This is a genomic window from Schaalia cardiffensis F0333, assembly GCF_005886435.1.
In the GTDB taxonomy this organism is placed as follows: domain Bacteria; phylum Actinomycetota; class Actinomycetes; order Actinomycetales; family Actinomycetaceae; genus Pauljensenia; species Pauljensenia cardiffensis.
The window spans coordinates 538,238-550,799 of record NZ_CP040505.1; the positions used below are offsets into that span (position 1 = coordinate 538,238).

The 12,562-nt window shown below is 61.0% G+C and carries 11 protein-coding genes; 7 read left to right on the forward strand and 4 right to left on the reverse strand.

The annotated features are described in order from the left end of the window. Positions 1 to 190: 190 nt before the first annotated feature. Positions 191 to 787 carry a 1-acyl-sn-glycerol-3-phosphate acyltransferase gene (locus FFA61_RS02160; RefSeq protein WP_005962086.1) on the reverse strand — a complete coding sequence of 199 codons (597 nt, stop codon included), beginning with the start codon at positions 785 to 787 and terminating at the stop codon, positions 191 to 193. Positions 788 to 1,045: 258 nt separating this feature from the next. On the opposite strand from FFA61_RS02160, the gene typA reads away from it, so the two are divergent. Further along, entirely contained in the window at positions 1,046 to 2,965 is a 1,920-nt protein-coding gene (gene typA, locus FFA61_RS02165; RefSeq protein ID WP_005962082.1) for a translational GTPase TypA, read from the forward strand. Positions 2,966 to 3,225: 260 nt separating this feature from the next. Here the strand turns inward: typA and FFA61_RS09390 are convergent, their stop codons facing one another. Further along, positions 3,226 to 3,567, reverse strand: a complete 342-nt coding sequence (locus tag FFA61_RS09390) for a putative acetyltransferase (protein WP_005962080.1) — start codon at positions 3,565 to 3,567, stop codon at positions 3,226 to 3,228. A gap of 51 nt (positions 3,568 to 3,618) precedes the next feature. On the opposite strand from FFA61_RS09390, the gene fdxA reads away from it, so the two are divergent. The 3 genes from fdxA (at position 3,619) to FFA61_RS02185 (ending at position 6,561) form a co-directional block, all read left to right on the forward strand. Next, positions 3,619 to 3,942: a ferredoxin gene (gene fdxA / locus FFA61_RS02175; RefSeq protein ID WP_005962078.1), complete on the forward strand. Its 324-nt coding sequence runs from the start codon at positions 3,619 to 3,621 to the stop codon at positions 3,940 to 3,942. 16 nt (positions 3,943 to 3,958) lie between these two features. Further along, the gene (gene dapC, locus FFA61_RS02180) at positions 3,959 to 5,101 is read left to right on the forward strand and encodes a succinyldiaminopimelate transaminase (RefSeq protein WP_005962076.1); all 1,143 of its coding nucleotides are present in this window, start codon (positions 3,959 to 3,961) and stop codon (positions 5,099 to 5,101) included. Between the two features lie 131 nt (positions 5,102 to 5,232). Next, positions 5,233 to 6,561, forward strand: a complete 1,329-nt coding sequence (locus FFA61_RS02185; RefSeq protein ID WP_005962074.1) for a citrate synthase — start codon at positions 5,233 to 5,235, stop codon at positions 6,559 to 6,561. A gap of 291 nt (positions 6,562 to 6,852) precedes the next feature. Here FFA61_RS02185 and dapD read toward each other — a convergent pair whose 3' ends face one another. Beyond that, entirely contained in the window at positions 6,853 to 7,836 is a 984-nt protein-coding gene (gene dapD / locus FFA61_RS02190; RefSeq protein ID WP_040313515.1) for a 2,3,4,5-tetrahydropyridine-2,6-dicarboxylate N-succinyltransferase, read from the reverse strand. 255 nt (positions 7,837 to 8,091) lie between these two features. Continuing rightward, positions 8,092 to 8,784, reverse strand: coding sequence for a Maf family protein (locus FFA61_RS02195; protein WP_040313720.1), 693 nt, complete (start codon positions 8,782 to 8,784; stop codon positions 8,092 to 8,094). Positions 8,785 to 9,165: 381 nt separating this feature from the next. Between FFA61_RS02195 and FFA61_RS02200 the strand changes: the two genes are divergently transcribed. The 3 genes from FFA61_RS02200 (at position 9,166) to FFA61_RS02210 (ending at position 12,559) form a co-directional block, all read left to right on the forward strand. Next, complete coding sequence (locus FFA61_RS02200; protein ID WP_005962068.1) at positions 9,166 to 10,206, forward strand: adenylate/guanylate cyclase domain-containing protein; 1,041 nt, start codon at positions 9,166 to 9,168, stop codon at positions 10,204 to 10,206. Positions 10,207 to 10,360: 154 nt separating this feature from the next. Then, entirely contained in the window at positions 10,361 to 11,035 is a 675-nt protein-coding gene (locus tag FFA61_RS02205) for a response regulator transcription factor (protein ID WP_040313717.1), read from the forward strand. 198 nt (positions 11,036 to 11,233) lie between these two features. Beyond that, positions 11,234 to 12,559 (forward strand): sensor histidine kinase, encoded by a 1,326-nt coding sequence (locus tag FFA61_RS02210; protein ID WP_040313715.1) that lies wholly within the window; start codon positions 11,234 to 11,236, stop codon positions 12,557 to 12,559. Positions 12,560 to 12,562: the final 3 nt, after the last annotated feature.

Consider the following 12,562-nt stretch of genomic DNA (forward strand, 5'->3'; position numbering starts at 1 on the left):
GAGGGGCTCTATTCAACTCCACGCACACAGCAGAGGAGGTTCAGAGCGCATCAGAGGGGGTTCAGACCTGCGAGCGTTTGTTCACAACTGCTCGCTCCTGCGAGTTCGAAGGCACTGTTCTTCAGACCTGAGTCTTCGAAAGGTTCCCGCCCTCAGCAAGCCTTCCCGTTTTCAGCAAGCCTTTGCGCCTTCAACAGGCCTTCCCGTTTTCCGCAGGATCGTCCTCGGCCCGAAGACGAGGAACAGAGGCAAGCTCAGGGTTCACGCCGACCTTGTCGGAGTAGAACTCACGGATCACGTCCATATCAGCTTGGGGATCGCCGCTCAGACGAATCGAACGCCCCCATCCGAAGGTCATGGTTTTGCGGTCAACGAAACCGAGTGCCACAGGCAAGTCCGCGCCCTGAGCGATCCTGTAGAAACCAGACTTCCAGTACTCGCGCGGCGACCTCGTCCCCTTCGGAGTGAGAACGATCGTGAAGCTCTCAGAAGTGTTAGCGGCATCCACCACCTGCCCGACGATGCCGTGCGCAGCCGTCCGATCGACGCCGATCGCGCCGATCCACTTGACGAAAGCGCCGAAGATCGGTTTCTTCACGATCGAGTCCTTCACGAGGAAATGGAAGGGTCGCTCGATCGACCAGAACGAGAGCGCCATAAAGACGCCGTCCCAGTTCGATGTGTGCGGGGCTCCGATCACCATCGTCTTATCAGCGAGGGGTTCGCCTGCGAAGTTCCATCGGGAAATACGCAGGTAGGTGCGCGCGATGAATCTACGGATCTTCATGGGGGACCTCAGACAGTCTTGAAGCGGATCAGCGCCCGCATGTCATGGGGTGCGTCGCCTTCGTGTGGGCGGCGCTCTTGGACGAGAATCGACTCTACGCAGGCGAAGCCTTTCGCGCATCATCGTCCAGGTCTCGCGTGTCCGATGTCGCACGCCCGACTCGGGGGAGGGGCGAGAGCACGGACTAAACTCGGGGATGCTCATGTGCGCCGAAAGGGTGCACACGAGCCTTGAACGCGCCCAATCAGAGGAGAATCCATGCCAGTTCGCCAGGACCTGCGCAATGTCGCGATCGTCGCCCACGTCGACCACGGCAAGACGACTCTGGTTGACGCGATGCTATGGCAGTCGGGCGCATTCTCCGAACGCGACACCGTGGAGAAGACCGGCGAGCGCGTCATGGACTCCGGTGATCTCGAACGCGAGAAGGGCATTACGATCCTCGCGAAGAACACCGCCGTCCACTACTCGGGCCCTGCGGCGAAAGCCCTCGGCCTGGAAGGCGGGGTGACGATCAACGTGATCGACACACCCGGACACGCCGATTTCGGCGGCGAGGTCGAGCGCGGCCTGTCCATGGTCGACGGCGTCATCCTCATGGTTGACGCCTCTGAGGGGCCCTTGCCGCAGACCCGTTTCGTGCTCCGCAAAGCCCTCCAGGCCCAGCTGCCCGTCGTCGTGGTCGTCAACAAGGTCGACCGCCCAGACTCACGCATCGAAGAGGTTGTCTCCGAAACGACTGATCTGCTCCTTTCGCTTGGCGAGGACCTCATGAACGACGGCGTTGAGACCGACGTCGATTCCCTCCTGGACGTGCCCGTCATCTACGCCTCCGCGAAGGCCGGTGTTTGCTCGCTGGAGAACCCGGGCAATGGCATTCTTCCGACTGAGAACCTCGAGCCCTTGTTCGAGACGATCCTCAACAGGATTCCCGGCCCCTCCTACGAGGAGGACGCGCCCCTGCAGGCGCATGTCACGAACCTTGATGCTTCACCCTTCCTCGGTCGCCTCGCGCTTTTGCGCATTCACAACGGAACTTTGACGAAGGGCGCGAGCCTGGGCCTCGCCCGCCACGACGGCACCATCGCGAACGTGCGCGTCACCGAACTGCTGCGCACTGAGGGCCTCGAACGGATCTCCACCGAATCGGCCGGCCCCGGTGAGATCGTCGCTGTCGCAGGCATTGAGGACATTACTATCGGCGAGTCCCTCGTCGACCTCGAAGATCCGCGTCCGCTGCCGCTCATCACCATTGATGACCCGGCGATTTCGATGACCATCGGTATCAACACCTCGCCCCTGGCGGGTCGTGTCAGAGGCGCGAAGGTCACCGCTCGTCAGGTGAAGGACCGTCTCGACCGTGAACTCGTCGGCAATGTGTCCCTCAGGGTTTTTCCGACCGAGCGCCCCGATGCCTGGGAGGTCCAGGGGCGAGGCGAACTCGCCCTCGCGATCCTCGTCGAGCAGATGCGCCGCGAGGGTTTCGAGCTGACCGTCGGCAAACCGCAGGTCGTCACCAAGGAGATCGAGGGCGTGCGCTGCGAACCGATGGAGCGCATGACGATCGATATTCCCGAGGAGCACCTCGGTGCCGTCACTCAGCTCATGGCGGCGCGCAAGGGGCGCATGGAAACCATGTCGAACCACGGTTCTGGCTGGATCCGCCTCGAGTTCGTCGTCCCCGCCCGCGGCCTCATCGGCTTCCGCACCCGCTTCCTCACGGAGACGCGCGGAACCGGCATTGCCTCTTCCATTGCCGAGGGCTATGCCCCCTGGCAAGGAGCGATCGAGCAGCGCCTCACGGGTTCACTCGTCGCAGACCGTGCGGGTCAGGCGACACCCTATGCGATGACGAACCTGCAAGAGCGCGGTTCCTTCATCGTTGAGCCCTCCTCGGAGGTTTACGAGGGCCAGGTCGTTGGCGAGAATCCTCGCGGCGAGGACATGGATGTGAACATTTGCCGTGAGAAGAAGCAGACGAACACCCGTTCAGCGACCGCTGACGTGTATGAGTCGCTCACTCCCTCGCGCAAGCTCACCCTTGAAGAGTCCCTCGAATTCGCGGCGAATGATGAATGCGTTGAGGTGACCCCCGATGCGGTTCGTGTCCGCAAGGTTGTGCTGGATGCCCAGGAGCGTTTCAAGATCGCAGCCCGGGAGCGGCGCGCCCAGAAGTAAGGGGCGTTTCATGAATGCAGCTCGGGAGCGGCGCGCCCAGAAGCGGAGGCTTCTCGCCCCATAAGTGGAGGGGTTGGCGACTTTTGGAGGGGATATAACCCCTCCACTTGTCGTTATCTCCTCCATTTGTTTTGTTGGCGGGGTAGGGCCTCCCTTGCTTGGCGGGGAGTGCTCAACGAGGGGCAATGCCCAATGCGGCGCCTGCAGTATCGCCCAGCCTTCAGCTCATGGACGCCTCCCTCAGCTCATGAACGCCTCCCTCAGCTTATGAACGAGGGCGGGGGCGGCACCTTCTTCCCCGTCACCATCGTCGCCGCCTCTACCCTGACCGGGCCGCGCCGAGTCTCGACCACGACATGATCGAAGCTGGTTTCCAGGAGAGTGCCGAGGGCATCATGCAGCCCATCGGAGAGGCGATATCGGACGACGACGCGTTCACCGGGGCTCCACTTGAGCCAAGGCAGGGGAGGTGGAGTCTGATTTGCGTTGTACGCGCCTTCGGGAATTGACGCTTTCGGAGTGGGCGCCGACTTCGAGGAGAAGGCCGCATCCTCCCGGATCGCAGGGCGATCAGCGCTGTGGGTATGCTCCTCATGTTTCATGAGGGCGATAATAAAGCCAGAGTATTCACCCGACCCCGTCAAGGAGGAGTCATGACCTATGTCATCGCGCAGCCCTGCGTCGATGTGAAGGATCGCGCGTGCGTCGATGAGTGCCCCGTCGATTGCATTTACGAAGGGGCCCGCACGCTCTACATTCATCCCGAGGAATGTGTCGACTGTGGTGCCTGTGAGCCGGTGTGCCCGACCGAGGCGATCTTCTACGAGGATGATCTTCCTGAGCAGTGGTCGGATTACTATCGTGCGAATGTCGACTTCTTTAAGGATCTCGGCTCCCCGGGAGGTGCCCAGAGGACCGGAGCTCAGGACTTCGACGATGAGATGATCGCTGCCCTTCCCCCGCAGAACGCGCAATAAGACGAAGTCATTTGTCATGACTGCTCTTCCCCGTCCGCTCGCCCTTCCCGAGTTCCCCTGGAACCTCCTCACCCCCGCGAAGGAATTGGCGAACTCGCACCCCGATGGGATCTGCGATCTTTCCGTCGGAACCCCGGTCGACCCGACACCGCAGTTCATTCGTGATGCGCTTGTCGAAGCCTCTGACGCACACGGGTACCCCAGTGTCATCGGCACCCGGCAGCTGAGGGAGGCGATCCTCGCCTGGGGTGCGCGTAGGCGCATGACGGATGTCGGAGTAGAGGGCGTCATCCCGACGATCGGCTCGAAGGAAGCGGTTGCCTGGTTCCCGACTCTCCTGGGTGTTCGCCCAGGCGACACCGTTCTCGTTCCCGAGGTCGCTTACCCAACCTATGACATTGGCGCGCGCCTGGCCGGCGCGACTCCGGTACCGGTCGATCCGACTCGGCCCGACACTTGGCCCGATGCCGCCCTCGTCTTCCTCAACTCCCCAGGCAATCCTGACGGCCACGTCCTGTCCATCCCTCAACTCCGGGCCGCTCTCGCCTGGGCGCGAGAACACGAGGCCGTCATCATCTCCGACGAGTGTTACGCCGCGCTCCCATGGACGACGCCGTGGATCCACGAGGGCGTGCCCTCGATCCTCGATGAGGCAGTGTGCGAGGGCGACCCGAGTGGGGTCATCGTCTTGTACTCCTTGTCGAAGCAGTCGAATCTCGCCGGATACCGTGCGGCTGTGGCCTACGGCGATCCGGTGCTCATCGTGCAAGTCGTTGAGCTGCGTAAACACTCGGGGCTCATGGTGCCCACCCCGGTTCAGCATGCAATGACTCTCGCACTTGCCGATGATGAGCACGTCGAAGCTCAGCGGAGGGTGTATGAGGCGAGGCGGGACATGCTCCTTGAAGCGGTGGAGTCCCTCGGCCTCGTCAACGATCCCAACTCTGCTGCGGGCCTGTACCTGTGGGTCGCTAAGCCGGGCAATTCGGACTCGTGGGCACTGGTGAACGCTTGTGCTGAACTGGGTATCCTCGTGGCTCCGGGTGATTTCTACGGCGAGGCCGCCAAAGGACGCGTCCGCATTGCCCTGACGGCGAGTGATGAGAGGATCCGAGCTGCTTGCGAGCGCTTGCGGGCCGCGGGTCCACTCCTTGGATGAATCCAGATTTCTCTCGCAATCGAGATATCGCGAGTATAGGGTGATGAACAGCTGGACTTTCGTCCCGAGGCGGAGCTGAAGCTTTGGACCTCGCCAGTGGGGCCTCACCCCGCCACGTGAAGGGAGAAAACATGACGGAAGAACAGGTTCCCGCCGTTCGCCCAGATGGCATCCTCACTCTCGGGGAATCCAAGATCGTGCTGCCTCGAGTTACCGCCTCCGTAGGAAACGATGGTCTTGGTGTTTCCCGACTCCTCGCTGAGGGCAAGACCGTCACTCTCGACCCGGGATACACGAACACGGCCTCGTGCGAATCAGCGATCACCTTCATTGACGGCGACAAGGGGATCCTGCGCTACCGGGGCTACCCGATTGAACAGCTCGCAAAGAACTCGAGCTTCCTGGAAGTCGCCTACCTCCTGATCTACGGGGAGCTTCCCGACGCCGCGACCCTGGAATCCTTCATTCGCAGCATCCAACGCCACCGCCTCCTGCACGAGGATTTCAAAGCATTCTTCACGGCCTTCCCGCACCGCGGACACCCGATGGCGATCCTCCAGGCGGGTATCGCGGGCCTGGCCACCTATTACGAGGACACCCTCGATCCTCGCGACTCGAAACAACTCGACACCGCCCTCGTCCTCCTTCTTGCGAAGGTGCCGACGATGATCAGCTACATTGCGAAGCGGGCGGCAGGTCTGCCTCTCCTGTACCCGGATTCGGCGCGCGGCTACACCGAAGACTTCATCCGCATGACCTTCGGCATGCCCTATCAGGCCTACGACATTGATCCGGCACTGGTGCGCGCCCTCGACATGCTGCTCATCTTGCATGCCGATCATGAGCAGAACTGCTCGACCTCGACTGTGCGCCTCGTGGGCAGTTCGCAGGCGAATCTGTATGCCTCGGTCGCGGCCGGCGTTGGTGCTCTCGCAGGTCCCCTCCACGGTGGAGCAAACGAAGCCGTTTTGCGGATGCTCCACCAGATTCGTGATACAGGGGAGCCGGTTCAGAGTTTCGTCGACAAGGTGAAGTCGAAGGCCGAGGGCGTGCGCCTCATGGGTTTTGGCCACCGCGTCTACAAGAACTACGATCCGCGAGCTGCCCTCGTGAAGGAGACCGCCCACGAGGTCCTGTCTCGCCTGGGCAAGCGCGATGAACTCCTTGATATTGCGATGGAACTTGAGGATATCGCTTTGAATGATGACTACTTCAAGGCTCGCAAGCTCTATCCGAACGTGGACTTCTACACGGGCCTGATCTATTCGGCGATGGGATTCCCGACGAAGATGTTCACCCCGCTCTTTGCACTCGGTCGCCTGCCTGGCTGGATCTCCCAGTACGTTGAGATGACGACAGACCCGGCCACGAAGATCGGGCGGCCCCGCCAGGTGTATGTCGGTGAGGTCGAACGCGACTACGTGCCTTTGCGTATGCGCACCCCGCGCCTCAGTGTTTGAGGGCCTCAGTGTTTGAGGCGTGCATTCGCGCAGCTCCCGCGCCTCAATGCCTGAGGCGCGTAGAGGTGTGACTGTCCACAAGTCGAACGTTGTGCCTTGGATCCTTGAGGAAAGCCCAGGTCAGAGTTTGAATCGTCCGACTTGTGCACGCTTGATGTCCGACTTGTGCCCCTCAGCCGGGGCTTGACACAAGCAGGCGCAGGGGACAGGCAGCTCTCAGGGGCAAGCAGGCGCAGGGTAGAGACAGCTCTAGGGGACAGGCAGCTCTACGCCAGGCAGTGCTGTGGCACTTCAGATGTGGGGGCTCGCATCCTCGGGAATCTCGATGCTCTTGCCGCCACGGGACAAAGCCTCAATCCGGCCCGACTGCGAATTACGGCGGAACAAGACATTCGACGCGCCAGCGAGCGTGCGCGCCGGAACGCACGGTGGTTCGGCGAAAAGACCATGTGCACCGGGTACGACACCACCGGCCTTCATCACCGCGACTTTCGCTCCTGCAGTGAGGAAGAGTCCGGCTTCAACAACACAGTCATCGCCCAAAGGAATCCCCAGACCTGAATTCGCGCCGAGAAGACAGCGCTTACCGAGGCGGACCCGGTTGCGACCGTCGCCGGAAAGGGTACCCATCGTCGAGGCGCCGCCGCCGACATCTGAGCCATCGTCAATGACGACGCCCTGAGAGATACGCCCCTCAACAGTGCAGCGTCCAAGAGTGCCCGCGTTGTAGTTGACGAAAGCGGCGTGCATGACGCTCGTTCCTTCCGCAAGGTATGCGCCTAAACGAACTTTCGCGCCATCTGCGATGCGCACTCCTTCGGGGACGACGTAGTGGACCATTGCGGGGAACTTGTCGACGGAGAGCACCACGACGGGGTGGCCGAGTGCGGCGCGCAGACGAAGGCGGGTCTCTTCGAAGCCCTCGGCGGCGCAGGGGCCTTGAGCGGTCCACACGACATTGGGAAGACGCGACACGATGCCGTCAAGGTTGATCGTATTGGGCTTGACCAGACGGTGGGAGAGAAGGTGAAGACGCAGGTAAGTGTCGGCTGTGGACTGGGGCCGGTCGCCGAGGTCGGCCTTACAGGTGACGACGGTCGTGCGGACCTGTCGGGCGTCGTCTTGACCCTGCATTGCTGTGAGCGTTTCAAGTAGATCAGCATCCTCGCCGGGTGCCATCGTTCCAAGGTGGGGGCGCGGATACCAGACGTCCAGGGTCTCGCCGTCCATCGTGACGGTCGCCAGGCCGATTCCCCATGCAAGAGTCATATCCATGTGAAGAATCCTAATTCGGAGCCCGGGGGAGGGGGAGCCCGTTTCGTGCATCCGTGCCCGGGGATGCTCTTCACCTGCAGTCTGGTAGGGCGTATTCTCCCCCGCACAATGTCGCGCAGCCCGGCAATGCTCGGCACTTGCCCGCGTGAGAGCTCTACTTACCGACGGTATGCACTTGTTCGTGTCGAGGGCGAGCTCTCCGTTTCTTCTGCGTCTGAGAGCGTCGAAGAAGAGCCGACGCTGTCCTCTATCCCTCTACTCTCGCGAAGGGGTCCTCCGGCGAAAATCCCACAGATCCGGCCAGAACACGCCAAGCTCCGAAGCGAGTTCACGCAACAGAGGCAAAGAAATGCCAACGACGGAGTGATGATCGCCCTCGACCCCCGTGATGAAGGGGCCACCGAGGCCATCAATCGTGAAAGAACCGGCGACGCGCAGCGGTTCACCCGAGGCGATGTAGGCCTCGATCTCCTCGTCGCTGATCTGCCCGAAGTGAACGACTGTCGAGGCTGAACGCGAGAGAGCAGACTCAAGGACGTAAGAGCCATCCTCTTGGCGTCTCAGGAGACTGACCGCGTGTCCGGTCCACAGAGTCGCCGCGTTTCCCCGCATTTCCCGGATCCTCTCGCGCGCGATTTCGGGCAGATGAGGTTTACCGACCATGCGCCCGTTGATCTCGAGCATCGAATCGCAGCCGACCAGAAGGAGAGAATCTGCCCCTTCCTCGTCGAGCAAGGCGTCAGAGGTGAGCGTCGAGGCGACGGCGTCTCGTTTTGCACAGGCGAGGGCGACAACTTGATCATCAGCGCTGGGGGAGGGCGAGTGGGCCTTCACGGATTCGAGCACGGCATCTTCATCGACCTCAGAGACCCTGACGATGGGAGTGATTCCTGCAGCGAGGAGGGTGGAGAGTCGAGCCGGGGACTTGGAGGCGAGGAGGAGTCGCATGAGGCTATTGTCCCTGAAAGCCCCGGCCCTGTGCCAAGAGGGACTCTTCGTGACCGAGAGCTCTTTATCTTGCACGAGGTGAAGGCAGGATGTTCGAGCCGATGCTCGAAACAAGGGAGGCCGTGAGTGCTTCGCAGGGGAGGGGCCGTGAGGGCTTCGGAAGGAGGAGTCCGCGAGCACTTCGCGAGGAAAAGCCTGGGCATGCTGCGCAGGGGAGAGGCCGTGAGTGCTTCGCAGGGAAGAACCTGAGAGTACTTGACAAGGGGGAAAGCTGAAAACAAAGAAGGGAAGCTCAACGTGATGTAGGCTACTAAGCTGGTATTCGCTGCGGTTCCGCTCACGTTGTTTTCGGATCTCATTGGAAGGAGGGGCATCGAACATATGGGAGTCTCGTCGGCTCAAGATGACATTGAGAACTACGAACTTGAACATCAGACCGTCACGAGTTATGTTCCGCGCCTCCTTGGAGGGCCGCTGACGACCAGTGCTCGAATGCTCGCCGAAAGCACAGGGACCACGATCGAACGCGTCAACGACTATTGGGTCTCAATGGGTTTTCAACGCCCCGAACCCGATGAACGTGTCTTCACCGAGCGTGATATCGAGGTGTTCACCACCTGGAACGGGCTCGTCGACTCCGGCGCGATCGACCTCGCGACAAGTCGTTCACTCCTGAGGGCGAATTCGCATCTCGCGGACCGTTTGAGCCTGTGGCAGTTCGAAGCCCTCGTTGAAGACGCGATTCGCAGGCTCGGCCTTGACGACACGACTGCCCGCATGTACGTCATCGACCACATGCGCGACAGTGTCCACGCCTTCGAGGGAATGCTCTTGCACTCGTGGCGCCGTCAAATGGAAGCCCTTCTCGTTCGCCTCGATAAGGAGGTCGCTCAGCGCGGGCACGAGGACTCCCGTACGCGCTTTCCGCTGAACCGTTCCCTCGGTTTCGTTGACATGGTGTCCTACACCTCATCGTCGACGATTCTGGGAGGCGCGCTCGTGGACCTCATCGAGAGATTCGAAGAAGAATCGCGCCTTGCGGTCACGGAGGCGGGCGGCAGAATCGTCAAAACAATCGGAGATGCCGTCTTGTATATTGCCGACGATCTTGCGACAGGGATGAAGGTCGCGACCTCTTTGATCGAGCGTCTCAGCGCAGACGACACGATCCTGCCCGTTCGAGCGTCCTTCGTGCGAGGGGACGTGTTCTCGCGTTCAGGGGATGTCTTCGGCCCGACGGTCAACCTTGCTTCTCGACTGGTGGACATTGCTCCGGTGGGGAAAATCCTCACCGATCCAGCCACAGCAGCCGCGATCGCTGCAGGCAAAGCAGGAAACGGATACGTGCTCGAGGATTTCCCCTCCGCTGAATTGCGGGGCTTTGGACAGGTCACGCCCTATGTCCTCTCCTCTCGCGATTGAAGACGAGCTTTTTCTCTCCCCGGGTTGGACTTGAGAAGCGCCTTCCTTTTGTCTTCCTCTTCTCTGTGATACCCCTGATGAAGTGAGCGTGAGGAGCTCCTCGCAATGGTCAAGGAACATGAAAGAAATAATCTTGAAAGGGTATGATCTTCGTGTGACTACTGTTCTCCTCGTCGAAGACGATCCCGCGATCTCCGAACCCCTGGCCCGCGCTCTCGGTCGTGAGGGCTACGAGGTTCGCGCCCACGGCACCGGCCGAGGCGCCCTCGCCGAGGTTGAAGGGGCTGACCTCGTTGTCCTCGACCTCGGTCTTCCTGATATCGATGGCCTTGAAGTCGCGCGCGAGATCCGCGCCTGCGGCAAAACAGTGCCGATCCTGATCCTCACTGCCCGCACTGACGAGGTCGATATGGTGGTCGGCTTGGACGCGGGCGCCGACGACTACGTGACAAAGCCCTTCCGACTTGCTGAACTCCTCGCCCGAGTTCGCGCGCTGCTTCGTCGGACGAGCACAGAAGTCAACGATTCTGAACTCAGCGCCCAGGATGTGCGCATGGATGTTGCCGCCCACCGCGCTTTCTCCGGCGACAGAGAACTTCAACTCACCGCAAAGGAATTCGAGTTGCTTCGTGTTCTTCTGCGCGCAGCCGGGAGCGTCGTTGAACGCGAGACCCTCATGCGTGAAGTCTGGGGCTCCGATCCGACAGGCTCAACGAAGACTCTCGATATGCATGTGTCCTGGCTGCGACGCAAACTCGGAGACGACGCGACAAGCCCCCACTACATCACGACTGTTCGAGGAATGGGCTTCCGCTTCGAGTTGCGCTGAACATTCGCATCAGGGGCCAGCCTCTCGCCATCTCCCACACCTACCCGCGTCGCCTCTCTAGACGCGGGTAGCCTGTAGATAGAGCCGTGAGCCCTCGGACAAGTGGGGCCAGGCCCGAAAATCGCAGCCCTCGAAGGCAGGCTCACGCCTGAGACAGAGCAGGTTCTTCTGACATCGGATCACGAGGAAAGAGGAGATATGCGAAAACGCGCCGTACGGATGATCCTCACGGCCGTCACCGTCGTCGCCCTCCTCATGGGTGTCCCCGGTGCGATCGCGACCTCCTCGATCGTCTGGGTATCCGACGTGTCCCGCCTCGAATCGAGAGCGCAGACGATTGCGAGAATGATCGACCGGCGGATCGAGAACGGTGACGCGGTCACTCCTTCCCTGATTGAGGCGCTCGTCTCTCCTGCGACGATCAGACAAAGCGGCGTACACGCCTCAGTGTCGACCGCTCAAGGCGACCTCATCACAGTGCGAACACAGGTTACAGCTCCCACGCATGTTGTTTACGCCTCGACGAATCAGGGCACGAACGTGCGTCTCGAGGCCTCCGCATTGCCGACAATCGAACGTATCGGCTTCGTCCTCGTCCTGTATCTCGCTGGAATGGGTGCCTGCATGATTGTCGGCTTCATCCTCGCCCTGAGATTCTCCCGACGACTGTCTGCACCTTTGATCTACCTCGCGGCACAAGCCGAGCAGATCGGTTCGGGCCAGGTAAGAGCGCGGGTCAAACCCTCAGGGATCGAAGAGATCGACCTCGTTCAGGAGGAATTGGCGCGGACAGGAGAACGAATGGCGGGAAGGCTCGCCGCTGAGCGCCGATTCGCTTCCGATGCCTCGCATCAACTCCGAACCCCACTCACCGCCCTGTCAATGCGATTGGAGGAGATTGAATTAATCTCCTCCGAGCCGGAGGTTCAAGAAGAAGCGAAGAGCTGTCTTGAACAGGTTGAGCGTCTCACTGCGGTCGTTGCCGAACTGCTCGACTCCAATGCGAGGAATGTCGGCCAGACCGAAGCGATCCATATTCTCGAAGCTTTCAACACACAGCGTGAAGAATGGGAGGCAGCCTTCGCGCAAGCAGGACGCGAGCTTGTCTTCACAGACGAGGCGGAACTGCCGATCCTCGCCGATGGGGGGAAAGTCTCCCAGGTGCTGGCAACCCTTATTGAGAACTCCTTGCATTACGGCGCTGGCACCACTCGGGTGCTTGCCCGAAAGACAGCGAATCAGCGGGGGGTCGTTATTGATGTTTCCGACGAGGGCGAGGGTATTGCTGAAGACTTGGCACCCAACGTTTTTGAAAAGGGTGTGTCCGGGCATGGCTCGACCGGAATCGGCTTAGCTTTGGCAAAGGATCTGGCTGGGGCAATGGGTGGGAGATTGGAATTGACGCGCAACCGGCCCCCTGTCTTCTCACTCTCCCTCGCTGCGATCCCCGCATCCCTCGACCCCGATCGGGTCATGCCCCGAGGACCCGTCGTCTCGATGGGACGCAGATCGCGTCGATTCTGAAGC